We start from the raw sequence: 26,540 nt of genomic DNA, 5'->3' as shown, positions 1-26,540 counted from the left end.
GGGGCGCCCGTTATCGAGTCTCCGTGGTTGATCGATCGGAAGCGTCCGCCGGGGTACGGGGGTGGGGCACCGTGAGCCCCAGGTCGAGCCGCTTGTCCATGTCCAGGCGAAAGGTCCCGTACGGGTTGACGTTCGACCAGAACAGCGCGGTCAGGCCGCGCCGGTCCTCGTCCGAGAGCTTCTTGGCCCAGGCTGGTTCGGCCAGGACCTGCTGCACCAGCAGGGTGTTGACGTGGACGAGTGCGGACTGGAGCAGGTGCAGGGCGAGCATCGACGTCTCGGCGTGCTCCTTGTCCGGGCCGGTCAGGGCGCCGTCCTTGCCGTAGTGCAGCACGGTGTTCGCCGAGTTCCAGTTCTCCACGACCTGGAGGCCGCCGTGGATCTCCCGGCGCAGCCCGGGGCTGGCGAGGTAGTCGCAGGCGAAGACCGTGCGCACGGCGCGGCCGAGTTCTTCGAGCGCGGCGTAGGTGGGGTGCTTGGGTCCGCCGCGGGTGAAGCGCCGCAGCACCTGCTCCGCCTCCGCCGTGCCGAGGCGGAGCGCGGTCGCGTACTTCACCATCTGGTCGTACTGCTGCTCGATCAGCTCCCAGCGGATCGGCCGCGTCAGCGAGCCGCCGAGCGCCGGCCAGCCCGGCGGGGCGTCGTCCGGGCGGTACAGGCGGATGCTGCCGATGTTCTTCAGCCGCGGCAGCAGCCGGAAGTTCAGCAGCTCAGTGAACGCGAACCCGACCACCGAGGCACCGTGGGTGTCGACGTACTGGGACTCGATCTCGGCGTCCGTGCAGTGCCGCAGCAGGCCCTCGATCATCGCCGCGACCTCGGACGACGAACAGGACTTGAGCTGGGAGTAGATGCAGACGTTCTTGCGCTCGACGTGCCAGTAGATCATCACGCCGTTGCCGCCGTAGCGGGCGTGGTACTCGGTCATGAAGTTCGAGGACCAGGACCCGAACTTCTTCGAGTCCGACGCGCACGCGGTGCCCTGCCCCCACCAGTCGGCGTCCCGGGCCGCGAAGGTGCCGTTCACCAGCCGGGTGACGGCCGCGCGGAGGTTGTCGACGGTGATGAAGTGCCGGCGGACGTGCCGCAGGGCCGCCTCGCTCTCGCCGTGCTCGCCGGTCGCCACGATCGCCCGGATGCCCATGTTGGTGCCCAAGGCGAAGAGGGCCAGCAGGAGGCGGCGCTGGAGGACGTCGCGGTCGATGCGTTCGTACGCGGCGACCGAGGAGAACTCCTCGGTGAAGCCGGTGAGGAAGTCGGAGTTCTTCAGCACGTCCAGGAGGTCCAGGACGCCCCACCGTCGTACGACCTCGTCCTTGAGGGCCTGGAGGCCGGTCGGCTCGGCCAGCGGCTCCAGCTTCGGCACGGTGATCCAGGGCTCGCCCTTGCGGGTGGTGACCTTCACCCCGCCCGCGCTGCCGTCCGCGAGCGCCGCCGAGAGCCGGTCCAGGGACGCGGTCATGCGCTTCTTCAGGTCCGCGATGAACGCCCGCGGGTTCAACGGCTGGCGGATCGCGGCGTAGTGCACCGCGCGGGTGGCCTCGAAGTCGCCGGGCAGATCGTCCTCCGGATTGCACCAGCGGGCCGCGCCCTCCACGTAGATCTCGCGGCGGCGGACCGCGTCCCGCAGCGCCACCAGCACGCACAGCTCATACGGGATGCGCTCGATGCGGCCCCTGTCGTCGACGACCGCCTCGCGCCAGTCCTTGCGCACCACGCCGTCCATCGGCACCACGTCGCCAGCGTCGTAGAAGCGGGTCTTGCCATCGACGCCGGCGTACTTGGCCAGCAGCGCGAGCGCGTCCATCACCGGCCGATAGGCGGTGTTGTCGCACCGGAAGCCCAACGTGTTCAGCAGCGGCGGAAGCATCTGCCGGTAGTACGAGCTGTACGACGACCGGAGCGTGGTGCGGACCTTGGCCTTGAACACCTTCTCGTTCGCCTTCGCCTCGGCCACCAGCTCCCGCAGCGTCTTCTCACCCACCACCGGGAACAGGGCCCGGCGTACGACCTCGTCGGGCTTGTCGACAGCGGCCGTCGCCAGCTTGAAGAGAATGCCCTCCTTGCCGCGGACCTTTTTCAGTTCGGCGGTGAGCTGCTTCTCCACCCGGCGCTCGGCGCGGGCGTTGATCTTGTGGACCAGGGCGACCAGCAGCTCGACCAAGGCGTCGGTGATCTCCGCCTGCCGCGACCAGCACAGCGCCGCGAGGAGCGTGATCCGCACGCCCTCCGCCGTGTCGCGGAAGTCCGAGGGGTACATCTTGATCGCCCGCGCCCGCCAGGCGGCCACCAGCTTCTCCGAGCAGTCCGCGAACAACCCGTCGGGCAGCCCGAGCCTGCGTACGTCGTTGAGCTTGGTGATCTCGGTGAGCAGGGAGTCCAGGCCGACCGCGCCCGGGTCGCGCTTGAGCGCGGCCAGCAGGGCGGTACCCGCCTCGTTGTCCTCGGTCACCAGGGACAGCAGCCGGGCGGTGCCCGTCTCGCCCAGGCGCTCGATGACGCGAGCGCAGAACGTCGCCTCCCACCGGCCCCGGGCCGCGACCAGGATCTTCTCGACACGAGTCCGGCCCGGCGGCTCGATCTTCCGCGCCCGATACTCGACCAACAGGGCATCGCGCTGCCGGTCCTCCACCAGCTCGACCGGGCACACCTCCGCGGCCAGCCACCTGGTGAGTGCCTCCTCGTCCGCGAGCGTCGCCGGCCGGAACCCGAGCGCCTCACGGATCTGCCTGCGGTGCCGCTTCGCGCCCGCCAGGTCGTACTTCGCAAGCTCGGCGGCCGGGACCTTAACCAGCCCGGCGACGTACTCCACCGCGGGCTGCGGAAACTCCTCAACGAACTCCGGGAACCGGGCCTCGATCTCGAAGAACTTGAGCATGAGGCAGAAGCCCAGGCGGGTCGGCCCCGACTTGTTCGCGACCAGCTCCCAGTCACCATCCACCAGGGTCCAGCACGCCACCACGTCCTCTGGTGACCACTCCTGCCGCACACCAGCCCCCTCGGCCGTCGGACCTCACGGGCGCTCACCCACTCGGCTCAACGAGAGCCCAGGGGGCCGGGAAACGGCGGGCGCGGATCTCCCAGGAGCTACCGGCGGGTTACTTGCTCCCCGGTGTCTGCGCTAGGAGTTCGGGGCCGATGTGGTCAGAAGACCAGGCAAAGCCGTAGGGCACCGGTGGCTCAGGGCCGGAGAGGCGGGCGGGGGTGCGGCCGCCGCCGAGGACGGCGAGAGGCAGAGTTGATCTTGAATCCGGCCCCGGGGATCGATGGAACCGTCGTTTCTGACGCGTTCGCGCCCTGACCGTCGCAGCCCTGGCGTCGGTTCCCGTCCTGGCCGGTACGGCAGTGGCGGCACCCGCCGACATGTACGCCCCCTACGCCCGCGCCGCCGCCAAGGTTGCGGCGAACGGTGTGGTCCTGGCACAGAAGAACGTCTCCTCGGTGACATACGGCACCGCCGCCGGCAGCTACTGCGTCAAGGTGTCGGACTCCGACATCGAGCTGAAGGACGCGGCGGTGGTCGCCACCATCAGCAACAACCGGGCCATGATCACCGCCATCGGCGACCCGCACCCCTGGTGCCAGAGCGCCGCGAACGCCATCACGGTCGTCATCACCGACAGTGCCGGGGCCGCGATGAGCGCACCGTTCACCGTCGCCGTGCTGTAGCGCGACTCACTCTCGGGTGAAGGGCCCAGGCGCTGTTGCCGAGCAGCTTCCTCCGGGCCCGGCCTCGTCGTCCCCGTCTGCGGCTTGAGGACGGCGAGGTTCTGGTCCGGCTCGGCGATCCTCCCTGCGGGGCACCCGGCCGGGCGCGACCGGGATCAGCCCGGCGCCCCGCGTTGTGCGGAGTACTTGGCGGGATCCACCGACCGGCTGCGCGTCCTCGCACAGGAAGGATCTACAGCTCGGGGATGTGAGTGGGGTCGGGGCTGACGCGCTCGCCTCGAGCGTCGAAGACGAAGAGATTGCGGACGTCGATGAGGAGGGGCAGGTGCTGGCCGCGTTGGTGGAAGCTGCCGGTGTTGACGCGGACGACGAGTTCACCTCGGGTTCTGGTGGGTGTGTCGGGAGCTGGTGACGGGTGCGGCTGGGACGTGCGGCGCTTCCCAGTGAGGAGTTCGGCGGCGCGGTGGACGAGTTGTTTCGCGAGGCCGGTGGTGCTGCTGCGGGTCGGACGGATGAGGGTGTCGAGCGCCGCTTGGTCTGGGACGTCGGCGGCCTGCCCTCCCACTGTGAGGTGGAGGAGGGTCTCGTGGCCTTGGAATTCGACATGCTCGACGATCCCGGTCAGGGGGCGTTCGAAGGGGCTGGCGAGAGTGCGCTCGGCGATGCGGACGGCTTCGGGGCGCAGCCCAATGAGCAGGGGGCTGCCCTGCATGACGCGGAGCATCTGGTGGTCACGGGAGAGCGGCATGGGCAGGCTGAGCTGCTGTGCGCCGAGGCTGATGGCCATGGCGTCGTCGATGGGGGCGTAGACGGTGCCGTGAATGAGGCTGATGCGGGGGGTGCCGACAAAGGAGGCGACGAAGGCGTTGGCGGGCAGGGTGTAGAGGCCCTGGGGGGTATCGACCTGCTGGAGGATGCCCTCGCGCAGGACGGCGACGCGGTCGCCGAGCGCCATGGCTTCGGCTTGGTCGTGGGTGACGTAGATGGTGGTGGCGCCGCTCTTTCGGACGGCGGAGAGGATTTCCAGGCGCAGGCGGGTGCGGAGTCTGGCGTCGAGGCTGGAGAGCGGTTCGTCCAGGAGGAACACCGACGGCTGGCGGACGGTGGCCCGGCCCATGGCTACACGTTGGCGCTCGCCGCCGGACAGGCGGTGGGGCAGGCGCTCCAGAAGGTGGCTGATGCCGAGGGCGTGTGCTGCGGAGTCGACGCGGCGGGAGACCTCGGTGGGGTCTTGTTTCTGGACGGCGAGAGGGAAGGCGATGTTCTCGGCGGCTGTCATGTTGGGGTAGAGGGCAAAGCTCTGGAAGATCATCGCAGTGTCGCGTTCGCTGGGGTCGAGGTCGTTGGCGAGGCATCCGTCGAGGTGGAGTTCGCCTTCGGTGATGGTTTCGAGGCCGGCGATCATGCGCAGGAGTGTGGACTTGCCGCAACCGGAGGGGCCGAGCAGGACGAGGAATTCCCCGGCGCCGATGGTCAGTGAGACCTGGCGCAGGGCCGGCTGGCCGCCGACGTAGGTCTTGGCGACGTTGTGGAGGGTGATGGTGCTGCCCACTCGGGCTCCTGGTGGGTGCGTGTGCGGTTTGGGGCTGGATCGTTCAGCGGGTGATTTCGTCGGCTGCGACGAGTAGAGCTGCAGCGATGAGGGCGATGTTCTTGATGAAGTACTGGCCTTCGAGGGTGGGTACCGGCGCTTAGGTGCTCCACATGTCTCCGGCCAGGAGGATCAGTGCGGCGAGCACGCCGGCCATGTGGAGGAAGAAGACAGTCAGGGCGGAGCGCAGGAGGCGGCCGATGACTAGGCACAGGCCGATGGTCACTTCGGCCAGGGCGAGCAGCGTGAGGCAGATGTGGGCGGGGAGCAGGCCGAGGGTCAGCTCGGCCATGGTCTCGGCTGCGCCGGCGCCGGGGAAGAGCTTGAGGATGCCGAACCAGCAGTAGCCGACACCGATGCTGACCCGCAGTACGGCGGTTTCGGCGCGGCGGCAGCTGAATGCCAGGTGGACAATTCGCTGCCGCAGGTCGTTCGCGGCCGTAAGCGGGGTGCGGTTCCCGGTGCGGGCGGGGGGTCGTCGGCGGGGTTGGAGGGGCTGGTCATCGTCGGTCCTCGGGATGTCTCTGGCGGAGGCGAACGGGGAGGGGGCCGGGTAGGAGGAAGGAAGGCCGGGGACTCCGCAGGCCGCTGCGAGGCGGCGGCCTGCGGAGCCTGCTCAAGCGGCCCGGGTCAGCCGAAGTCGACGTCGCTGCACAGGAAGTACTTCTGGTCCATGTGCGACGCCTTCCACACGGTCACGACGACGTGGCGGCCGCTGTAGCCGGAGGTGTTGACGTCGGTGACGTAGTGCGCCTGGTAGGGGTATCGGCCGGTCTTCTTGACGAGTTCCAGGTCGTTCCAGCCGATGAGCTGGTACTCGGGGTTGAAGCCCTGCTTGGTGACGTACACCTCGAGCCAGTCGGCGCCGTGGCGGGCCTCGTCGTAGATGTCGACGGTGAAGTTGTCGTCGAGGGGGGTGGTGATCCAGGGGCCGGGGCGGTCGAGGGGGCGGTAGTTCGTCTCGCCCTGTCCGCCGGCGCTGCAGATCTCGCCGTTGGCGATGACCTGCTTGTAGTTATCGCCGGTGTTGTTGGCGTAGACGGCCTTCCACGCGCCGATGGCGTTGGCGTTCTCGTGGTAGGTCCGGTAGCACATGGGGTCCTGGGCCTCGTTCGGCTCGGTGTAGCCCCACCGCTGCAGGCAGCCGTAGTTGCGGGTCTGGGGGGCGATGACCGTGCCGTGGGCGGATGCCGTGGGCGCCATGGGCAGCAGGCACAGCAGGCCGGTGGCGAGGACGCCGGCGCTGATGGCCGTGCGGCGGGTCGGTGTTGCGGGTGCGATGTTCATGGTGCTGTTCCTCCGTGTGTCGGGGGGACCGCCGGTCGAGCAGCAGATTTAGGTGTACATGACATTCACCGGTCGGGTGCGGCTCAGGTCTGGCTGCGGGTGGTGGCCTCCTCGCGGTTGCGGTGGGTGAGCTGGGCGGCGAGTACCGGCAGCTCGGCCAGGGTCCACCGGCCAGGGCCGAGGGCGGCGACGAGCAGGAAGGCCCAGCAGAACAGGGCGGCCGTCTCGCCTCCGTTCTCCAGCGGGAACAGCCCGTCGGGCTGGTGGTGGACGAAGTAGGCGTAGGCCATGGAGCCGGAGCACAGGAGTGCGGCGGGCTGGGCGGCGAGGCCGAGCAGCACCAGCGTGCCGCCGGCGAGCTGGATGACCGCGGCCCACCAGCCGGGCCACTGGCCGGGGCTGGGGACCTGGCCGTGGGGGCCGCCGAGGACGTCGAAGAGCGTCGCGGCTCCGTGGCATGCGAAGAGCAGGCCGAGCACGATCCGGAACAGGCCCAGGACCGGTGGCTGGAATCTGGCGGGTGTCTTCACGTGGTGCCCCTTTCTCGGTGGTGCTCGGCATGAGCGGCTTCACGCCGCGGTGGGCGAGACGGCCGCCGGCCGGGTCGGTGCGCGCCGGCGGCCGCCCTCAGGGGGTCAGACGGTGAGGGTCCACTTCTGGCTGTTCCAGCCGCCGCAGTCCCACAGGTGCAGGCGGGCGCCGTCGGCGGGGCTCTGTGCGGTGACGTCCAGGCAGCGTCCGGACTTGAGGTTCTTCAGGCTGCCGTCGGCCTGGAAGGCCCACTTCTGACTGGCCCAGGTACCGCAGTCCCACAGATGTGCCGGGCTGCCGTTGGCGGTGTAGCCGCCTTCGACGTCCAGGCACTTGCCGCCGGACTTGAGCTGCTGACCGTCCAGGGTCCAGGTCATGGCAGGCGTGGTGACGCAGGTCCACTGCTGGATGTCGGTGCCGTTGGCGGTGCCGCCGTCGGCGCGGTCGACGCACTTGGCGGTGGCGCCGTTGACAATCTTTCCGCTGGTCACCGGGCCGGGGTTGTTGCCGCCGGCGCCCCAGGCGTTCCAGTTGTCCCAGTTCTCGGCGTCGAAGCCGATCCGGCCGAGCTTGTCGGCGCCCCAGTTGGTGCCGGCCTTGTCGATGACGGTGCCGCCGACGGTGTAGTTCTCCAGCTTCAGCCCGCGGCTCTGGCTCGTCTCGTTGCCGAGAGTCACCTTCTGGCCGGCGGTGTTGGAGTACCGCTTGAGCAGGCTGACCTGGGAGGAGGGGTCGAGCTGACTCCAGGCGTCGATCTTGAGGTTCTTGACGTGGATGTTCTCGGTGCTGGAGAGCGCGAAGACACGGATGGCGCAGTTGGTCATGCCCTCGACGGTGATGTTCTCGAACGTCATGTTCTTCACCCAGGCGCCGGGGTCGGCCTTGGTGGTGGAGCCCATGTCCTCCCAGTGCGAGGAGGAGTTGAGGATGCAGGTGTTGTACTTGACGTCCTTCCAGTACATCCGGTTGTGGATGACGTGGGTGTTGGACACGCGGACGTTGTCGATGTTGCGGGGGGTCCAGCCCCACTGGATGACGGGGCCGTTCTCGTTCTTCCAGATGACGGTGTTATCGATGTCGACATCGCTGTGGTACATCTTCAGCACGTCGTCGTTGGCGTTGAAGAACGTGTTCTTCATGGTGCTGCCGCGGTAGAGCTCGATGCCGTCGGTCTGCCAGTACCAGGAGCCGACCTGCTTGTAGTTCGCGACGTTCATGCTGAACGTCTGCTCGTCGCCGTAGACGACGAAGGAGTGGTAGGGCGGCTCGTTGATGGTCACACCCTGCAGGTCGAGGTGCTGCTGGCGGCCCTGCGCGGAGGCGAACTGGAGCATCTTGACGCAGCTGGAGTGACAGTTCGACGCGCCCGAGAGGTGGTCGTAGTTGTTGGCGGTGTCCGCCTCGTAGACGTACTGCTCACCGGAGAGGACACCGTAGCCGGTGACCTTGTACAGGCCCTGGGTGTCGTCGGGGAACCGGATGGCGCCCTTCACGTACGCGCCGGGCGCGAGGTAGACCCACTTGACCTGCTTGGGCAGCAGGGCGTGGTACTTCGAGGTCATGTAGTAGGTGCCGGGCCGGAAGTACACGATCTCCTCAGTGATCGTGTTCAGGTTGGTGACCTGGCCCTGCGGCGGGTAGTAGGTGGTGCCCGAGGCCGCGGTGGGGATGAGGCGGTCCTTCTCGGCTCCGGTCAGCGCCGGCTCGGCGAAGACCATCATGGAGTTGAGGGGCTCGGTGTGGATCGCCCGGTTGCCGCCGCCGGATGTCTTGGTGAGCTTGCCGGCGTCGTTCGCGGGGCCGGACATGTCGTTGTACGCCGTGTAGAGCTGCGGGTCGAACTCGACGGAGAAGCGGTAGCCGGACGTGTTGTAGGGGACCTTGACGCGGATGGTGTCCGCGTCGACGAGCCGCTTGGCGAAGTTCAGGCTGCTGGGCTTGATCTTGACCTGGTCGGCCGAGGTGATGCTCTGCCCGGTCTTCAGGGAGACGTCGACCCACACGTCGGTGGAGTACTGGAACGAGGACCAGCTCATCGTGAGGTTCGCCGACGAGGAGAACTCCGCGCCGTCCTCCTTGGTGTAGCCGATCTTGCCCTTCCCGCTGCGCGGGATGCTCATGTACGCGAAGGAGTCGTACCGGGTGTTCGGCGCCGCGGTGGTGGCGACCTGCACGTCGTAGAAGGAGGAGCGGCGCACCTTGTCGTTCGCCACCGGGGTGGAGGTGTTGTACTCGTGGTTGTTGTGCCACCACGTCTTCAGCTGCCGGGTTTCGGCGGTGGAGGCTGCAGCCTCGGTCTTGGCGGGCTTCGGCGCCTTGGCGGCGTCGGCGGCCGTCGACGTGCTGGCGGGCATGATGACCGACGCGAGTGCCAGCGCCAGGCCGGCGGCGCCTGAGGCCAGTCGGCTCAGTCTGCTTGTGGACATGCGGATTCCTTGTGTCGAGGGGGGTGCGGGCGCAGGCGCAGGGGCACGTTGGCGTCCCCTGCGCGGTGAGGCTCGCGGTTGTTCCGCGCGTGCCTCAAGAACGGGTCGTGCGAGCAAGGCCATGAGGCGTTCCGCGGAATGCGCCGGCCGTGGCGGTCGGCTTGCTGCGGCGGTAGGCACGCCCGGCTGAGGCAGTCGAGGCGGGCCCGTCTGGGCGCCGGGGGTTCTGTTGTTCGCTGAGCAGCTCTGGCGGGCGGCGTCGGCCAGGAACGCCTGCAAGGCCGGAGGGGTGTCGCCGGCGCAGGGCTTCAGGTCCTTCACCGCCCTGTGGAGCGAGGGCGCGATCGCAGGGCACGGCATGGGTCCGGGGTTCCGACCGGTTGCCGGGCGTCCTGCGACTGCCGGATAACGTCCCGTCATTTCTTCGTCGTGTCAATGAAATGAGCAAGACTGATTCCGGCCTCTGCGGCCACCCCCCGAGCGAGTGCCTCGATTGCCCCGAATTGATCCCTGAATCGTGTCCGCAAGATCAGCATCACGGTTCCGTAACACGAAGTTTTCTTCCTTGACGCAATAAAAACGGGGGGCGCAGACTCCTGACATAGGCAGTCGACCCCCGCTGCGGGAGGCCGGCTGGTGGGAGAAACGAGGAGGTCGCCATGGCGGTCGCCGTACTCTCGCGAAGGCTGTTACCGCGCCGTCGGGTCCGACGGTGACGCCCCGGCCCGAGCGCCCCTGACCGATGCCAGCCCTGGAGGCATGAGTGATGAGTCCGTCCAAGATCCGTTTCTCGGAGCTTGTCGGTGAGCAGACCCGCGCGGAGATCTTTGCGACGGTGCTCACCGCGGGGCCCATCTCCCGCACCCAGCTCGCGCAGCGGCTGGGGCTCGTGCCCTCCAGCGTGACCCGGATGCTTCCTCCCCTGCTGGAGCACGGGTATCTGCGGGAGGAGGACGACACCGCGCCCCACGGCCGGGGCCGCCCGCAGAAGATGCTGCACGTCAATCCGGACAAGCACATCGTCGTCGGTCTGAAGATCGGCCCCGCGCAGGTCTCGGGGGTGGTCACCGACATGGCGGCCAACGTGCTGGCCCGGGACGAGGAGCCGATCGCCGACTGCAGTCCCGAGACCGCTCTCGCCGCCGCCGCCACCGTGACGAGCAGGCTCCTCTCCCAGGCGCCCGAAGCAGCGGACAGGGTTCTCGGTCTCGGTGTCGGGGTCAGCGGTCACGTCGACTCCGCCGCCGGGGTCTGCCGCTACTCGGCCCTGCTCGACTGGAACAAGGTCGACGTGGCCGGCCCGCTGCAGCAGGCCACCGGCCTGCCGGTGGTCGTGAACAACGACGTCAACACCCTCGTCGTCGCCGAACGCTGGTTCGGCGAGGGGCGCGACGTCGACTCCTTCGCCGTCGTCACCGTCGGCCCCGGCATCGGATGCGGGCTCCTCCTCGACGGCAACCTGTTCTCCGGCGCCACCGGCCTCGCCGGCGAGCTCGGCCACATGCCGCTGGACCCGGCCGGGCCCATGTGCAGCTGCGGCCGCCGCGGATGCCTGGAAGCCCTCGCCGGGGACCGCGCCGTGCTGTGCCACCTGCAGGACGCGGGCTTCCCCTGCGCCTCCATAGGGGACGCGATCACCCTGGCCCGCACGGGCAAGCCCGCCTCCCGCAACGTGGCCCTCTCGGCCTTCGCCGAGGCCGGGAGGGGGCTGGGACGCGGCCTGGCCGGCATGTGCAACCTGCTCAACCTGCAGAAGATCATCCTCGCAGGGGAGGGGGCGGTCGCCTACGACCTCTTCGGCCCCGCCATGACCCAGGCCCTCGAAGAGCACGCCTTCTCCACCGCGGCCCGGGACTGCCAGATCCACGTCGATCCCGTGCAGCACGACCTGTGGGCGCGCGGAGCGGCCTGCCTGGTCATCCGCGACACGGTAGGCGCGACCCTCTCCTAGAGCCCATACCGCGGCCCGCCCCGCGACGGGTCAACACACCCAAGAACAGTCACTTTAAGTAATCGAGCTATCACGATGAGGTTCTGACGTGCCTGAGAACACGCCCGGTCCCGCCGACTCCTGGTGGAGCGACGCGGTGGTCTACCAGATCTACCCGCGCAGCTTCGCCGACTCCGACGCCGACGGCATCGGAGACCTGCAAGGCATCATCGGCCGACTCGACTACCTCTCCCAGCTCGGCGTCGACGTCCTGTGGCTCTCCCCGGTCTACCCGTCCCCGCACGACGACAACGGGTACGACATCAGCGACTACCAGGACATCGACCCGCTCTTCGGCACCCTGGCGGACTTCGACCGCCTCCTGGCCGCGGTCCACGAGCGCGGCATGAAGCTCGTCATGGACCTCGTCGTCAACCACACCAGCGACGAGCACCCCTGGTTCACCGCCTCCCGCGACGGCGGCCCGGCCGGCGACAAGCGCGACTGGTACATCTGGCGCCCCGCCCGCGAAGGTATGGAGCCTGGCACCCCCGGCGCCGAGCCCAACAACTGGGGCTCGTTCTTCTCCGGCCCCACCTGGACCTACGACCCGGCCGGCGGCGAGTACTACCTGCACCTGTTCTCCCGCAAGCAGCCCGACCTCAACTGGGAGAACCCCGAGGTCCGCCAGGCCGTCCACGCCATGATGCGCTGGTGGCTGGAGCGGGGTGTCGACGGCTTCCGCATGGACGTCATCAACCTCATCTCAAAGACGCCCGGCCTGCCCGACGGCATCGTCCACGAAGGCGCCCGGCACGGCGACGGCAGCCCCCACTACATGTGCGGGCCGCGCATCCACGAGTACCTGGCCGAGATGCACCGCGAGGTCTTCGCCGGCCACCCCCGCAAGCTGCTGACCGTCGGCGAGATGCCCGGCGTCACCGTCGAGGACGCCAAGCTCTTCACCGACCCCGCCCGCCGCGAGGTCGACATGGTCTTCCAGTTCGAGCACGTCGGCCTTGACCACGGCCCCGGCGGAAAGTTCGACGTCCATCCCCTGAAGCTGACCGACCTCAAGGCCAGCCTCGGCCGCTGGCAGACCGGCCTGGGCGAGATGGGCTGGAACAGCCTGTACTGGAACAACCACGACCAGCCGCGCATCGTCTCCCGCTTCGGCGACGACAGCCCCGCCCGGCGCGACCGCTCCGCCAAGCTGCTGGCCACCGTCCTGCACCTGCACCGCGGCACCCCCTACGTCTACCAGGGCGAAGAGCTGGCCATGGCCAACTTCCCCTTCACCTCCATCGGCGACTTCCGCGACATTGAGTCCCTCAACCACTACCGGGACCGCATCGAGCGCGGCGACGACGAGGAAACCGTCCTCGACGGCCTGCGCCGCATCAGCCGCGACAACGCCCGCACCCCCATGCAGTGGGACGCCACCGAGCACGCCGGCTTCACCACCGGCACCCCCTGGATCGCCGTCAACCCCGACCACAAGGACGTCAACGCCGAGCACCAGCTCGCCGACGCGGACTCCGTCTTCCACTACTACCGGCGCCTGATCGCCCTGCGCCACACGGAGCCCGCCCTCACCCACGGCGACTTCCACATGGTCCACCCCGACCACGAGCAGCTCTACGCCTTCACCCGCCACGACACGGCCACCGGCACCGAGCTCCTCGTCCTGGCCAACTTCACCGGAGACGACCTCACCGTCGACCTCCCCGACGGCTGGGAACACAGCGACATCCTCATCGCCAACACCCCCGCCACCCAGCCCCTCACGAGCCCGCACACCCTGCAGCCGTGGGAAGCCCGCGTCCACCGCCGCACCCGCTGACACCACCCCTTGTAGCAACGACGCACACCAAGGAAACAGCCATGAACAACCCGCGCACCCGCACCGCCCGGCGCAGCAAGCCGCTCCTGCTCGCGGTCACCGCCCTGGCCCTGCTGGCCCCCCTGACCGCCTGCGGCGGCTCCGACACAGCCGAAGGCGACGCGAACACCCTGCGCCTGTGGCACTACGAGGACAAGGACGGCGCGCTCGGCAAGGCGTGGGCGGCGGCCATAGAGGAGTTCAAGAAGACCCACCCCGGCGTCAAGGTCGAGTTCGAGCAGAAGGCGTTCGAGCAGATCCAGCAGAACGCCGGCATGATCCTGAACTCCGACAAGGCGCCCGACGTCATGGAGTACAACAAGGGCAACGCCACCACCGGCCTCCTCGCCAAGCAGGGCCTGCTCACCGACCTCACCACCGTCGTCAAGGAACGCGGCTGGGACAAGAAGGTCGGCGAGAGCGCCTCCGTCACCGCCCGCTACGACGCCAAGGGCGAAATGGGCGGCGACAAGTGGTACGGCGTCCCCAACTACGGCGAGTTCGTCCTCACCTACTACAACGACGACCTGTTCAAGAAGCACAACGTCGCCAAGCCCACCGACTTCGCCAGCTTCGAAGCCGCGCTCGCCAAGTTCAAGGCCGCCGGCGTCACCCCGCTCGCCAACGCCGGCAACGACCACCCCGCCGGCCACTGGCTGTACCTGCTGGCCCTGTCCAAGGCCGACGACACCTGGGTCGACAACTACCAGCTGTACAAGGGCAAGGTCGACTTCCACGGCCCCGAGTTCACCTACGCGGCGAACAAGTACCAGGAGTGGGTCGACAAGGGCTACTTCGAGAAGAAGGACGTCGGTCTCAAGGGCAACAACATGACCGAGCAGTTCGTCTCCCAGAAGCGCCCGATCATGGTCGGCGGCAACTGGTGGAACGGCGGCCTGCTCACCGACGCCAAGAACTTCACGTGGTCCACCGCCCCCTACCCGGGCAGCGAGAAGACCCTCGGCTCCGGCGGCAACAACTGGGTCATCCCCACCAAGGCGAAGAACAAGAAGCTCGCCGAGGACTTCATCGAGATCACCATGTCGGACAAGATCCAGAAGCTCATCGGCGAAGAGGGCAACGTCCCCCTCGCGGTCAAGGCCGACGCGATCTCCAACGTCAAGTCCCGCGAACTCGTCACCGCCTTCCACGCCGCCCAGAACGGCCGCGGCCTGGCGTTCTACCCCGACTGGCCCGTCGCCGGCTACTACGACACCTGGCTGTCCTCCACCCAGAACCTGATGAACGGCACCAAGCCCGACACCGTCCTGGACGAGCTCGCAGCCCCCTACGACAAGTACGTCGCCACCCGGTCCTGAGGCCCCCGGCCGCCCACCCGCGGCCACCCCACGCCGTTCAGGGGACGGCGCTCCGCCCGACGGACGCCGTCCCGCCCACCCAGGAGCAACAGTGAAAAGCACACGTCACCCGCGGTCGACGGGCTACGCCGTCTTCCTCGTACCGGGCCTCCTGCTCAGCCTGCTCTTCCTCGTCGTCCCGCTGGTGATGACCTTCTACTACAGCCTCACCACCTGGCAGGGCATCGGAGACCCGACCTTCATCGGCCTGGACAACTACACCCGGCTCTTCCAGGACGCCGACTTCTGGGCATCCTTCCGCAACATCGCCTTCGTCATCATCGGCATCGCGGTCGTCCCCACCCTCCTGGGCCTCTTCCTCGCCGCCCTGCTGTACGACTACATCGGCAAGAAGCACGGCGACGGCGTCGTCAGCGTCTTCCGCTCCGGCCTCTACCTCCCCCAGGTCATCCCCGTCGCCGTCACCGGCCTGATGTGGGGCTGGATCCTCGCCCCCGAAGGTGCCATCAACAGCATCCTCGACACCCTCGGCCTCAGCTCACTGACCCAGAACTGGCTCGGCGACCCCGACCTCGCCCTGTGGATGGTCCTGGCCGTCCTCGTCTGGATGCAGCTCGGCTACCCGCTCGTGCTGTTCATGTCCGGCCTCCAGCGCATCGACCCCGAGCTCTACGAAGCCGCCTCCCTCGACGGCGCCACCTGGTGGCAGCGGTTCACCCGCATCACCGTCCCCATCCTGCGCCCCGAGATCTACGTCGTCCTCGTCACCACCACCATCGCCGGCCTGAAGGTCTTCGCCCAGATCTTCGTCCTCACCGGCGGCGGCCCCGGAAACTCCACCCTCGTCCCGGCCTACTTCGCCTACCAGAACTTCTTCGAGCGCGCCGACGTCGGCTACGGATCGGCCATCTCCACCACGATCACCCTGCTCGTGCTGATCATCGCCGGGACGATGCTCGCCCGCCAGGCCCGTGAGGACGGATGACGATGACCATGACGACCGAACCCACGGCGCAGCCCGCCCCGTCCAAGCAGACCCCTCGCGGCCACGCCGCCCCCAAGCCCCGCAAGAAGTACTCCGCTCGCAAGCGAGGCGCCGGCTCCTATGCCGTCATCGCTGCGGTCGCCGTCTTCGTCCTGGCCTTCCTCTCCCCCTTCGCCATCATCCTGCTCAACTCCTTCAAGACCGGCGCCGACTACCGGGCCAACGGCTCGCTGTCCCTGCCCGAGGAATGGAACTGGGCCGTCATCGGCGACGTCTGGGAACGCGTCGAGTTCACCCAGAAGCTGATCAACAGCATCCAGATCAGCCTCGGCGTCGTCCTCATCGCCGTCGTCCTGGCCCTCTTCAACGCCTACGCCATCGGCATCGGCCGCGTCCGCTGGCGCACCGCGTTCCTCGTCTTCTTCCTCGGCATCAACGTCCTGCCGCAAGAAGGCCTCGTCTACCCCATCTACTACCTGTTCAAGGAGATGGGCCTGTACGACGGGAAGATCGGCTACACCATCCTCGTCGGCATCACCTACAGCGCCTTCGGCACCTACCTGCTCTCCTCCGTCTTCGCCAGCTTCCCCAAGGAACTCATCGAAGCCGCCTCCCTCGACGGCGCCGGACGCTGGACCATCCTGTGGCGCATCGTCCTGCCCATGAGCTGGCCCACCCTGTCGGTGATGTGCGTCTTCTTCTTCGTCTGGAGCTGGAACGAGTTCCTCTACCCCCTCGTCCTGCTCATCTCCAACGACAACCAGACCGTCCCCCTCGGCCTGTCCGTCCTGCAGGGCCAGTACACCAGCGACCCCACCTCCCTGAGCGCCGCGGCCCTCCTCGGCGTCATCCCGATGGTCGTCTTCTTCCTCATCTTCCAGCGATCCCTCACCCGCGGCCTCACCGCCGGCGCCGTGAAGTAACCCCACCAAGCCACCCCGGACCCGGTCTCCGTCGCCCCGCTACCGGGTCCGGGGTGCACCACCTGCACACCGCCAAGCCCGACCGTCGACTTCCACGCCCCGACACCCAGGAGGACAACCGCTCGCACCCAACGCTCCGGCAGCGAGACCGGCCACACCGCGTCCCGCTGCCACCGCACTACCTCGACCGAGGCCCGCCATGAACACCACCGTCGACCGTCTCCCCGCCCAGCAGCAGCCCAGCCCGCTCAGCAGCCGCCTGCCCCTCAGCCAAGCGCAGCCTGCCGTCCGAGCAGCACGCCATCACGCAGCCAAAGTCCTGACCGGATGGGGCATCGATACCGCGGTCATCGACGACGCCCTCGTGGTCATCTCGGAGCTCATCACCAACGCCATCCTGCACACTCGAAATGGTCCTGCCGAGCTCCAGCTGCGCATCCAGAGCCAGCAGCTCGTCATCGAGGTGACCGACAGCTGCACCGACTCCGTCAACAGCACCGTGCCGCGGGACGACAGCGACGACGACCACGGCCGTGGCCTTGCTATCGTCAACGCCCTCGCCTGTGCTTTCGGGTGTCAGCGCCTGCCCGGCGGCAAGACAGTATGGGCCCAGATGGCGCTCCAGACACAGTCCGTCTGACGATCAGAGCGGTCGCGCCGCCTCTTGATGGAGACGAGCCGTGAGCCAGACCACCACGACCGTCCCCCTACATCCGGAGCGACCGACCCCAAGGCCCGGCGTTCGTGAACTCAGACAAAACCCTGGCGACGCCCGCCCAGAGCAGCATGTAATGGGCCATGGCTGATACACCAGCAACGGTCTTGTGGCGTCTCGTCGACGAGGACGACCCCACCTCGCTGACCTTGATCGTTGACACACCCAGTGGTCCGTATACGCGGCGTATCCCCCCGGCCATCCCCCTGCCCGCCCACCCTGAACACGGCAAGGCCGCCGAGATAGCCGCCCACACGGCAGCCGCCACCTGGGGCCTTCCGGACTTCGTCTTCCAGCAGACCGCCTATGCCGCGAGGGGCTCGGGTTCACGCGAGCAGGGCGACCGGCTCCTGATTGCGGGCCGGCGCGGCGCACTCGTGCAGGTCAAGGCTCGAACGATCCCTCCGAAAGCCGACGCCCTTGAGGTCAACTGGATTCAGAAGGTCGCTGCCAAGGCGATGAACCAGGCCAAGGGCAGCGTGCGGCAGCTGCGCATGCTGCCGGCGGACATGGTCAACGGCCGCGGCCGCATCATGAACGTCGACGGCAACCACTACGAGTGGATCTCTGTATTCCTTCTCGACCATCCTGGAGTGCCGCCGGGCACGATTGCCTCCTGGCAGCCGGTCGGCATGCCCGCCATCGCCCTGACCCGCCGCGACTGGGACTTCCTGTTCGGACAGCTTCGCTCGACCACGGCCGTGCTCGACTACCTCTTCCGCGCGGCCATGGAACCAGCCGTCCCGCTCGGCGAGGAACCAGTGCGCTACTACGAGCTCGCCGCAGCCGACGCTGTCACCCCGCCAGGCGAAATCGACACCGACCTCGTCGGTCGGGGCGGCGTGCTGCATTCCGTCCCGCAGCTGCCACAGGCGCCCGCCGGAGACGACGGAACCCGTGCCCACCTCATGATCCGTTTCATGCTGGAAGACCTCGCCCTTGCCCCACTCGGCGGCTTGCTCACCGAGGCCAACCGGCACACTGTGCTCTCCGACCTCGACCGGCTTCCCGTCGCAGCCCGCACCGAATGGGGCCACCTCCTGCTGGACATGCTCCACGACGTTCCACAGGTCCCCGACAAGCAGGCGAAGTGGCGCTTCAGACGTCAGCTCGACGCTGACGGCACCCGCCAGCTCATCATTGGTGCCGCCACCCGATTCGACGAGGACATCCGGGCCGCGTTCACCGCCTTCGTCCAGCTGCGCCACCACGAGGTGACCTCACGCACCGGCAAGGCGGAGGAGTCGTCCGCGCTCGGCGTCCTACTGACTCCCCGCCGCGACGGACTACGCCCCTGGGACACAAACACCGTCCGTGTCCGCGGGGACTTGGCCCTACCCGCGGAAGACCTCCTGATCTACCGCAAACACTGGAACAAGGCTGCTGAGGACGGATCGGCCGTCATCGAAGAAGAGGCCCAGCCAACGGGGGAGGCTCATCCCGTTGGTTGAGCGCCCTGGTCAGCTCCCGGTTCGCGGATCTGGCCGCTTCGAGATCATCCTGCTGCTCCTCCAGCTGACGGGTCAGCTCCACGACCTGCTGTTCAAGACGGGCCACCGAGGCCTGCAGGCCCGAAAGGTCAGCTGACGCACCGAGCCCGGACTCCTGCCAAGCCCGCTGACCGAGCTCCTGGGAGAGACGGGCCTCCAACTGCTGTACCCGTCCGGCAAGGCGAGCGGTGCGGGCATGGGCGTTGGCGAGATCGGCCTGCAGTGAGGCATGAGTGACGACCGGGCCAGCCCCAAGCGTCTCAGCATCGCGGCGGCTGGTGGTGTGCAGATGCTCCAGCAGGTCACGGTGGCGGTAGAGGAAGGTGCGGTCGACACCTGCTGCGCGGGCGATGGCGGAGGTGGTCAGCGCGGTGCCGTCGCGGATCGCGGTCGTGATGGCGTCCTGCACGCGGGTTCGTCGTCGTTCGGTTCCGGCGTGGCGGCCGGTGTCCATCGGGGTGGTCATGTCGGGTTCCTTGCCGGTCGGACGTCGGGCAGGGGCTGGCGTACGCGAGGCATGCCGAGATGGACGGTGCGGTTGCGGCGTACGAGGGTGACGGCCTGCTCGATCTGGGCGCGGTCCTCGGGGGTGAGGTCGTCGAGATCGATGCGGACGCGCTCGATCAGGCGGCGCACCCGGCGAATCTCCTCCTCGGAGGGCATGGCCTGGGCGCGGGCCCACTCATCGGCTTCGAAGGCGGACATGAGGCGTTCGCGGCTGCGGAGCAGGTCGGCAAGGTGGGCCTGGAGGTCGGGGAGGTAGGAGACATCGGTGGAGAAGTGCTCACAGCCCAGGCAGCGGAAGCGGAGCGGGCAGGCGTGGCCGCCGGCCGCGACGTTGGAAGGTTCGCGGCACACTCCGTAGGGGGTGGCGACCTCGCCGATCGCGCGACGGATGTGCTCGGAGTCGAGCAGGCTCTGCGCGGTGCGCCACACCCGGTTTCCGTGACGGTCGAACTGCAGGGCGGTGACGCGGTCGACGGCTTCGCGGCGGCGTTCCTCACCGACGCGGTAGTAGCCCATGGTGGTGCTGACCAGGCGGTGGTCCATCAGCTCCTTCAGGACGTCGACCGGGACACCGGCGTCGGCGTGCCGCTGGGCGTAGCAGTGGCGGTAGGCGTAGGGGAAGATCCGCATCTTGTCGAACGGCATCAGCCGGGTGATGCGGTGCTCCCCTTCGGTGACGAGGACCGGTACGAGTAGGTCGGGCAGGAAGTTCACCCAGGCCCGGTGCTGGGTCGACATCTCAGTCAGGGGCTTGGTGCCTTCCGGGTTGGCCTTGGACCGTGGCAGAAGCCGTAGGGCTGCGGAGTCCGCGTTGGGGAACCGGTCGCGGACGCGCTGCTGCTGGCGCCGGATGACCGCAGCTGTCTCGGCGCCGATCGGCGGACGTCTGCCGAGCCGGTAAGCCTTGTGGTTGTCGTAGACGAGGACGTCGGAGCCGTCGGAGTCCTGTTCCAGGCAGTCGAAGGCGAGGGTGTAGATCTCGTCAGGGCGCCTGCCGGTGTCGATGAGCAGCTCGGTCGCGACGCGGACCTCGGTCCCGCTCATGACCTCCAGGTCGTCGAGCCGGGCGCACAGCTCACGCATCACCTCTTCCGGCAGATCCCGGCCGGCCTCGGTGTCTGCGGGCTCGTCGGGCATGTCCTCCGGCGCGATCGCGAAGTCGGCCGGCATCCCTTCCAGCAGCTGCCCGGCTGCGGTAAGGCCGAGGCTGCGGAAGCGGGCCAGGACCCGGCGGACGAACCGGGTGAACGTCAGTCTCCGGGCGGCGCTGAGCCGGCCGGTCGAGGTGAAGTAGCCCAGGCGGTTGGTGAAGGCGACGATGTCGCTGCGGCTCCACGCCGCGGGCACCGTGCCGCGGTCTTCACGCTGCAATCGAAGGCTCTCCGAGAGCATGCCGACGGCGGCGATGACCGCGCGCATGTGCTGGACCGCGTTCTTGTTCCGGCGCCGGGGCAGGTCGTCGTACACCCAGACCTTCATCGCCTCCCGCAAAGGCTCCTGCAAAATGGGCGCGAAGGAGATGCGGCCGGTGTAGCCGAAGGCCGCCATGTCCCACACGTCCTTGATGCGTTCGGTCTCCGGGGTCATGTCCAGCAGCCGCAGAGCGCGCTGCCAGGTCTGCACCATCGTGACCTGCTCACGGTGGTTCCCGTGTGCGGCCGGATCGGTCACCTCGTCCAGTCGGCGCACCTGGTGGGCGCGCAGCCGGTCGTAGAGGGGGCGCAGGCACTCGGGGCGGGACCGGAAGCCCTCCTGGGTGCGGATCATCAGGCCGTAGAGGAGTTCGGCGACAAGCCGGTCCGGCAGGCCGCGCAGACTCGCCTCGCGCGTGGTGCAGATCGCCTTGTCCGTCCGGCGCCAGTGTGTCTCGTCGAACCCCGGCACCCGCCGGGCCCGGTACAGCCGTTGAACATGCGCTTTGCAGTACGGGGCTGGACTGCCGACGCGGCCGAGGAAGCAGGCCACCACCTCACACGGCCCGAGCGCAGCGTGCCCGGTCACCTGCGGGTGGGCAAGGAACTCCTCCAGGTCCAACGCGTGGAACTCCGCCCTGGTCTGCTGACCCACGTGGGCCAGACACAGCCGGCCCGCGACGGTGTCGCGCGGCCGGCCGCAGTCTGTGACCGCACACGGGGCCTGGCCGACCCCGCGGCTGACCTCCTTCGGCACGAGCAGGAACTCTTCCAACGGCACTCCCGGCCCGCGTCGCCACCGTTCCAGACAGCCCCCGCACATCGGATGCGTCAGCACGGTGATCGCGGAAGGGCAGCCCGGGACAGGGCAGTCCGGCAGGCCGATCACCGGATGCTGCCGGGGCCAGGTGATCACCCGCCGCTCCCAGTCCCATCCCAGCACCCGCAGAAAGTCCTCGTCCAAGGCGCGCAGAATCTGCACCAGCCGTTCGTCCTCGGCCGACGGTCCGTAGCCCGGCGCGACGGCAGCACGCGCGGCCGTCACCGTCCCGCCTCCCAGCCGCCCCGCCCGCGCGGTGACGGCACTCGCTCGATCGCCGCCCGGATCCGCTTCGGATCCGGAAACAGGTACGGCGCCTGCGAGTCCAGACTCTTCTGCCCCAGCAGCACCTGCACCTCATCTGCCGCAGCCCCGGCATCGACCGCATTCGAAGCGAACGCCCGCCGCGCCATGTGCGCGCCCACCCGCCGTTCCAGACCGGCTCTGGCACCGAGCCGCCCCAGCACCTCCCCGACTGCCTCCGGCGACATCGGCGCGCCCAGCGGCTCCCGGAACAGGTTCACCAGCAGAAAATCGCTCCCACCCTCACCCAGCAGCCGGAACCGCTCCTCGTAATAGAGATCGCACGCGGACACCACCAGGAAGTCCACCGGCGCCACCCACGCGTGCCGCGACTTCGACCAGGCCCCGTTCGCGTTCTCCCGCCGCTTCACGTGCACGTGAGCACCCGGGTAGTCGCAGCCCAGCACACGGGAGTCCGGAAGCAGATGGACATCGCTGCGACGCAGCCCCGCCACCTGCCCGCGGCGCAGCCCGACCCGGCCCACCAGCAGAACAACCAGCCGGTCCCGCGCGCTGCGGGCGGCGCTGAACATCGCCACCAGCTCAGCGTCCTCAGCACGATCCACCCGGGTCTCCGGCTCCCGCAGCTAGTGCACCGGGCGAAGCCGGTAGAACAGGCCCCCGTCCTCGCCCCGGGCCTCCACCGGAAGATCCCGACTGTCCGCGAGCTCGTAGATCTGCCCGAGCACCGACCGCGGCGCCTGGCTCACCGACACTGCATACGCCAACAGACCCCGCACCGCGACCAACACCCGGTTGATCCGCCGCTCGCCCCGCACCGACTTTCCCCCCGGGCCGGGCTGAATCACCAGCGACTCCCCGTCCCGCGGCACGGGAGTGTGCTTCAGCCAGACCATGAACAGACCGAGATCCTGCCCGGCCGCAGCCCACTCCCGCCTCGTCGCAGCACACCACCGCAGGTAGAGCGCAACGCCGCCGGCGTACGCCTTCGTCGTCAGCTCCGCCCGGTCCCGCCCGAACCGCAGATTGCGAAGCCACTGATCAACAACAGGGACGACCTCCAGGTCGTCATCGAGAACCGTCCAGTACTTCTGACCGGACGGCATCACCACGGGGAACGCCCGCATCCACATCTCCTGCCACGAGTCGTGCAACAACTCGCCGCAGAGCCGCACCCCCCGAGAACGAGTCCCAGGAGCTCAACGAACCCATCTCACCCCACGTCACACCACAACAAGCCCACCCCGAGAGAAAGCGGGCAGCCTCCGACGCCGTATCTGTGGCATTTCGCCTGGCAGCGGGCGCAGAGCCTCGCGGCTCCGAGCGGGCAGAGGCTCGGGCCGCAGGTTCCGGGGGGAGGGCTGGTACGGGGCGGGGGCGGTCATGGCGGCGGCTTTCTCAGGCAAGGGCGGATGCCGCTTAGGGTGCGGTTCTCCGGTCCGGTCGGTGGCGCGGCTCGCATTGCACGGTTATTCGAACATCTGTTTGCATTGTAGGCATGGAGCGCACCACCTTCCCTCTCGACCTGCTCACCGCGCAGACGCGGGCGACCGCCGCCTACCAGGCCCTCGCCGTCCCCCGCCCCGTCCATACGGCCGCGCTCCGCCGTGCCCTGATCCGCTGGGAGAGTGCCGTGCACTACCACCCGTACTGGTCCTGTCCCCGGCCCGCCGGCGGGCGGGCGGACCTGCGGCTCGCCGCCCGCGCCGAGCTCGCCCGCCGCGCACGCGAGGAGACGGCGGCATGAGCGAGCCCGCCCGCGACCACGTGATCTGGCACGTGCGCTGCCACCCCGACACCACCCCCGATGCCTACCGGCACGTCCTCGACCTCGCGAGCGAGTACACCCCGGTCGTCCAGCCGCTGCCGCCGACCGCGCTCCTCGCCCAGCTGCGCGGCGCGAGCCTGCTCTTCGCAGAGACCCCCCGCCGCCTGGCCCAGCGGTTCCAGCTGCGGGCCCTGGCCCTGTACGGCGTGCGCGTGCACGTCGGGGTGGCCCCGACCTGGTCGACCGCCGCGACCGCCTCAGCGCACCCCGGCCCCGACGGCCTGCTCCACCTGCCCGACCACCGCGCCGTCGAGGGCTTCCTCCACCCGCTCCCGATCGACGCGCTTCACGGCATCGGCCCCGCCCAGGCCACGACCCTGCGGCGCTTCGGCCTGCACACCGTCGGCGCGCTCGCGGCGATGCCCGAGGACGTCGTCTGTCGCCTCCTTGGCGGCCGTCAGGGCCGCCTGATGCGCGAGAGGGCCCGCGGCATCGACCCCCGCACGATCACCGCGCACCGGATGCCGGAGTCGACCAGCGCCCACACCGGCTTCCACCGGGACGAGACCGACGCGGCGACCGTACGCGCCGCCGTCCTCGACCTCGTCGTCACCGTCGGCGAGCGGATCCGCCGCCGCGACCAGGTCGCCCGGAAGGTCACCCTGACCGTCGGGCTCGCCGGCGGCGGAAGCGTCACCCGCACCCGGGCCCTGCCGGCCGCGTCCGGACACACCGAAGACCTCCGCTCGGCGGCGTACCGGATCCTCGACGGCATGGCCCTCCAACGCGCCCGTATACGGCGGCTCGTCCTCACCGCCGAAGACCTGGCGGCCGCCGACGCCGGACCCGGCACGCAGGTGTCGCTGGACCCTGAGCGGGAGGCCAGGCTGCGCGTCGAGCCGGTGATTGACCGGCTCAACGCCCGCTGGGGCCATCCCGTGGTCCGCCCGGCCGGGGCCTACCGCCACGCCTCCTGACGCGTGTCGGACGCGCCCGGGTCCCCGCGGGTCCGGGGCTCGACCGTTCCTCGGCCTCGTGGGCCATAGGCTGATGTGTGTGGCGATGCTGAGGGTGGTCGAGGAGTTGGCGGACGAGGCTGAGCGGCAGGTCCGTGAGCACGCGTGGATCCTGAGCGCCGCCGACCATGCCTTGGCTGCCGGGGCCGCTGCCGACCTGCGTGCCCTCATCGGCCCACCTGACGTCCACGAAGAGCTGCCCTTGGTCGACCGGCTGGCAGCCCTCCGCCAAGCACTCGCCGTTCTGGCCGTCACCCTGGCGCACGTGCACGGACGCCTGGCCTGGTTCCTCGGCGCAGCCGCCACTGCCCTCACCCCCGTTCTGCACTGGCGCGCCCTGGCCCCGGGCGAGGGACCGACCTTCGGCGCCGTGCAGCCCACCCTCCAGCAGTACACGGATGGCGAGGACGCGATCCGCCGGCTCCAGAAGTCTCTCGCCGCCCTCACCACAGCCTGAAACCCCCCGCCCCGCCGGACCCGGAAACTTCAGGCACACCGTGGTGCCGTACCGCCTCCTCGCCCACAGCCGTCCACCGGCGGGGTGTGCGTTCCGGCTCGCGGGGGAGGAGGGTGGGAGTACCGGATCGATCCGGGTCCCGTCGGCGTTCCACCTTCCCGCCGGCGGTGATGTCGTCTCGAGACCAGGCCCCGACGCCTGGGATCCCGCGGAGGCCAGCGGGAGCACCGCCTTGAGGGCTCTCCTCACGGATCGAGGCGATTGCCGTGATACCCGACCGACCCCAGCGCGACGGACCCCGCGCCCGCCTGCACCTCATCGACGGCTCACCCGCCTGGCGCCCCGACGAGGGCGACGCTCTTGTCCGCTACGCCCCTGCCGGCTGCCCGACCACGGCCGCCCTGGTCCTCTGCGGCGAGTTCGACAGCGACACCACCCCGTGCCTGCACGAAGCCCTGGACGCGGTACGCACCCCGCAGATCGAGCTGGTCCTGCTCGATGTGGCGGCCGTCCGCTTCGGCGACTCCGCGTTCGTCCACGAACTCACCGCCACCCGCTCCCGGCCCGAGCGGCACATCCTCATCGGCCCGCTCCCCGGACCGATCGCCCGCCTCCTCGACATCACCGGCACCCGGCACACCTTCGACATCACCCTCGACAACGCCGCCTGAGAAGGGCCCCTGGTTCAGTTCCTTCGGAGAGTCCGGCGGATGTATCGGCACAGGGGGTAGTGGGCGCCGCTCCTCGGGAGTGGCTGGGTCGTTCGGCATCCTGGGCTTCGTCCGTGCGGGTTGGAGACCGAGGTGAGGCGCCGGCCGGTGCTGTGCGTTGTCATCCGGTCAGGGCGAGAAGGTCGTCGATGCTGGTGATGCCGACGAGGGCGAGCGCGGTGACGGACAGCCCGGTCATCGTGGTCCAGTACGTGGCTTCCGTGCTCTTTCCCGCCGTGACCTCGGCGCTCAATCGCTCCGCGATGGTCATGAGCACCCATATCGGGGCGATGAGAAGGACGATCATGATCAGTATCTGCGTCGCGGTGAGGTCGTCGCCCTCCTGTATGCCCATGGCGTTGACCACTTTTAGTACCAGACCGGCGCCGGCCGTGAACCCCGCCAGGCCCCAGACGACTCCGCCCCTTGGATCCGTATCTTTCTCCGCCACGTGCGCACCCGCCTTCTGAGAGTGGTCTGGACGGGCCGACGGTACTGGTCCCGGAAGCCGGATCCCAGGGGGCCGTGGTCACGCCATGTCGGGCGGTGCGGGAGACTCTCTTCGCCTACACGGAACCGTTACGGACCTGGCCGAGCGGGCCGAAGCGATCGGCCGCCCCGCCCCGGCTCAGCAGCACCAGCTATTCGACCTGCCAGGTCCTCGCGCCGTCGGCCGCGTCCCGAACCAGTTGAGTGCCTGCTGACCCTTCCCGGCATATGCAGGCTGGTGCAGGGGGTCATTACTAGGACTTGTCCGGACGATCATGTGACTACTCCGTGTCCGGGTCGTTGATGTGGACATGGGGCGGGGTGATCTGAGTGATGCCGAGTGGGAACT

At 68.9% G+C, this 26,540-nt stretch carries 23 protein-coding genes; 12 read left to right on the top strand and 11 right to left on the bottom strand.

What is annotated here, in order from left to right; translation table 11 throughout:
- Positions 1-10: 10 nt before the first annotated feature.
- The gene (locus ACF1BN_RS37245; RefSeq protein ID WP_392336039.1) at positions 11-2,989 is read right to left on the bottom strand and encodes a Tn3 family transposase; all 2,979 of its coding nucleotides are present in this window, start codon (positions 2,987-2,989) and stop codon (positions 11-13) included.
- 356 nt (positions 2,990-3,345) lie between these two features.
- Between ACF1BN_RS37245 and ACF1BN_RS37240 the strand changes: the two genes are divergently transcribed.
- Positions 3,346-3,669, top strand: coding sequence for a hypothetical protein (locus tag ACF1BN_RS37240; RefSeq protein WP_392336038.1), 324 nt, complete (start codon positions 3,346-3,348; stop codon positions 3,667-3,669).
- A gap of 232 nt (positions 3,670-3,901) precedes the next feature.
- Here ACF1BN_RS37240 and ACF1BN_RS37235 read toward each other — a convergent pair whose 3' ends face one another.
- From ACF1BN_RS37235 to ACF1BN_RS37215, 5 genes are all read right to left on the bottom strand, one after another.
- A complete protein-coding gene (locus ACF1BN_RS37235) occupies positions 3,902-5,221 on the bottom strand; it encodes an ABC transporter ATP-binding protein (protein WP_392336037.1) in 1,320 nt (439 codons plus the stop codon).
- Positions 5,222-5,360: 139 nt separating this feature from the next.
- Positions 5,361-5,552: a hypothetical protein gene (locus tag ACF1BN_RS37230; protein ID WP_392336036.1), complete on the bottom strand. Its 192-nt coding sequence runs from the start codon at positions 5,550-5,552 to the stop codon at positions 5,361-5,363.
- A 338-nt stretch (positions 5,553-5,890) separates the two neighbouring features.
- Positions 5,891-6,547: a lytic polysaccharide monooxygenase gene (locus ACF1BN_RS37225; RefSeq protein ID WP_392336035.1), complete on the bottom strand. Its 657-nt coding sequence runs from the start codon at positions 6,545-6,547 to the stop codon at positions 5,891-5,893.
- Positions 6,548-6,630: 83 nt separating this feature from the next.
- Positions 6,631-7,077, bottom strand: a complete 447-nt coding sequence (locus tag ACF1BN_RS37220; RefSeq protein ID WP_392336034.1) for a DoxX family protein — start codon at positions 7,075-7,077, stop codon at positions 6,631-6,633.
- A 105-nt stretch (positions 7,078-7,182) separates the two neighbouring features.
- Positions 7,183-9,504: a family 49 glycosyl hydrolase gene (locus ACF1BN_RS37215; protein WP_392336033.1), complete on the bottom strand. Its 2,322-nt coding sequence runs from the start codon at positions 9,502-9,504 to the stop codon at positions 7,183-7,185.
- Positions 9,505-10,270: 766 nt separating this feature from the next.
- Here ACF1BN_RS37215 and ACF1BN_RS37210 point away from each other — a divergent pair.
- The 7 genes from ACF1BN_RS37210 (at position 10,271) to ACF1BN_RS37180 (ending at position 18,709) form a co-directional block, all read left to right on the top strand.
- Positions 10,271-11,455, top strand: a complete 1,185-nt coding sequence (locus tag ACF1BN_RS37210; RefSeq protein ID WP_392336032.1) for an ROK family protein — start codon at positions 10,271-10,273, stop codon at positions 11,453-11,455.
- 88 nt (positions 11,456-11,543) lie between these two features.
- Complete coding sequence (locus ACF1BN_RS37205; protein WP_392336031.1) at positions 11,544-13,277, top strand: alpha-glucosidase; 1,734 nt, start codon at positions 11,544-11,546, stop codon at positions 13,275-13,277.
- Positions 13,278-13,318: 41 nt separating this feature from the next.
- Positions 13,319-14,635 carry an extracellular solute-binding protein gene (locus ACF1BN_RS37200; RefSeq protein ID WP_392336030.1) on the top strand — a complete coding sequence of 439 codons (1,317 nt, stop codon included), beginning with the start codon at positions 13,319-13,321 and terminating at the stop codon, positions 14,633-14,635.
- A 91-nt stretch (positions 14,636-14,726) separates the two neighbouring features.
- On the top strand, positions 14,727-15,620 hold the full coding sequence (locus ACF1BN_RS37195; RefSeq protein ID WP_392336029.1) for a carbohydrate ABC transporter permease: 894 nt from the start codon (positions 14,727-14,729) through the stop codon (positions 15,618-15,620).
- An 8-nt stretch (positions 15,621-15,628) separates the two neighbouring features.
- On the top strand, positions 15,629-16,543 hold the full coding sequence (locus ACF1BN_RS37190; protein ID WP_392336051.1) for a carbohydrate ABC transporter permease: 915 nt from the start codon (positions 15,629-15,631) through the stop codon (positions 16,541-16,543).
- A gap of 199 nt (positions 16,544-16,742) precedes the next feature.
- Entirely contained in the window at positions 16,743-17,183 is a 441-nt protein-coding gene (locus ACF1BN_RS37185; RefSeq protein WP_392336028.1) for an ATP-binding protein, read from the top strand.
- Positions 17,184-17,341: 158 nt separating this feature from the next.
- Positions 17,342-18,709: a hypothetical protein gene (locus tag ACF1BN_RS37180; protein ID WP_392336027.1), complete on the top strand. Its 1,368-nt coding sequence runs from the start codon at positions 17,342-17,344 to the stop codon at positions 18,707-18,709.
- Here the strand turns inward: ACF1BN_RS37180 and ACF1BN_RS37175 are convergent.
- Genes ACF1BN_RS37175 through ACF1BN_RS37160 form a run of 4 tightly spaced genes read right to left on the bottom strand, consistent with a single transcriptional unit; the run spans position 18,660 to position 22,878 of the window.
- Positions 18,660-19,214, bottom strand: a complete 555-nt coding sequence (locus ACF1BN_RS37175; RefSeq protein ID WP_392336026.1) for a DUF6262 family protein — start codon at positions 19,212-19,214, stop codon at positions 18,660-18,662. The genes ACF1BN_RS37180 and ACF1BN_RS37175 overlap by 50 nt on opposite strands.
- Positions 19,211-21,712, bottom strand: coding sequence for a hypothetical protein (locus ACF1BN_RS37170; protein WP_392336025.1), 2,502 nt, complete (start codon positions 21,710-21,712; stop codon positions 19,211-19,213). Before ACF1BN_RS37170 ends, ACF1BN_RS37175 begins: the two co-directional genes overlap by 4 nt.
- Positions 21,709-22,323 carry a tyrosine-type recombinase/integrase gene (locus tag ACF1BN_RS37165; protein ID WP_392336050.1) on the bottom strand — a complete coding sequence of 205 codons (615 nt, stop codon included), beginning with the start codon at positions 22,321-22,323 and terminating at the stop codon, positions 21,709-21,711. Before ACF1BN_RS37165 ends, ACF1BN_RS37170 begins: the two co-directional genes overlap by 4 nt.
- A gap of 54 nt (positions 22,324-22,377) precedes the next feature.
- Positions 22,378-22,878 carry a hypothetical protein gene (locus tag ACF1BN_RS37160; protein ID WP_392336024.1) on the bottom strand — a complete coding sequence of 167 codons (501 nt, stop codon included), beginning with the start codon at positions 22,876-22,878 and terminating at the stop codon, positions 22,378-22,380.
- A 371-nt stretch (positions 22,879-23,249) separates the two neighbouring features.
- On the opposite strand from ACF1BN_RS37160, the gene ACF1BN_RS37155 reads away from it, so the two are divergent.
- From ACF1BN_RS37155 to ACF1BN_RS37140, 4 genes are all read left to right on the top strand, one after another.
- Entirely contained in the window at positions 23,250-23,498 is a 249-nt protein-coding gene (locus tag ACF1BN_RS37155) for a hypothetical protein (protein WP_392336023.1), read from the top strand.
- Positions 23,495-24,496, top strand: coding sequence for a hypothetical protein (locus tag ACF1BN_RS37150; RefSeq protein WP_392336022.1), 1,002 nt, complete (start codon positions 23,495-23,497; stop codon positions 24,494-24,496). Before ACF1BN_RS37155 ends, ACF1BN_RS37150 begins: the two co-directional genes overlap by 4 nt.
- 85 nt (positions 24,497-24,581) lie before the next feature.
- On the top strand, positions 24,582-24,992 hold the full coding sequence (locus ACF1BN_RS37145; RefSeq protein WP_392336049.1) for a hypothetical protein: 411 nt from the start codon (positions 24,582-24,584) through the stop codon (positions 24,990-24,992).
- 266 nt (positions 24,993-25,258) lie between these two features.
- A complete protein-coding gene (locus ACF1BN_RS37140) occupies positions 25,259-25,663 on the top strand; it encodes an STAS domain-containing protein (RefSeq protein WP_392336021.1) in 405 nt (134 codons plus the stop codon).
- Between the two features lie 160 nt (positions 25,664-25,823).
- Here the strand turns inward: ACF1BN_RS37140 and ACF1BN_RS37135 are convergent, their stop codons facing one another.
- Complete coding sequence (locus ACF1BN_RS37135) at positions 25,824-26,153, bottom strand: hypothetical protein (protein WP_392336020.1); 330 nt, start codon at positions 26,151-26,153, stop codon at positions 25,824-25,826.
- Positions 26,154-26,540: the final 387 nt, after the last annotated feature.

Source organism: Streptomyces sp. NPDC014861 (assembly GCF_043081625.1).
Classification (GTDB): Bacteria; Actinomycetota; Actinomycetes; order Streptomycetales; family Streptomycetaceae; genus Streptomyces.
Note: the sequence above shows the minus strand (reverse complement) of the source record. Positions and strands in the feature narration are given on the sequence as shown.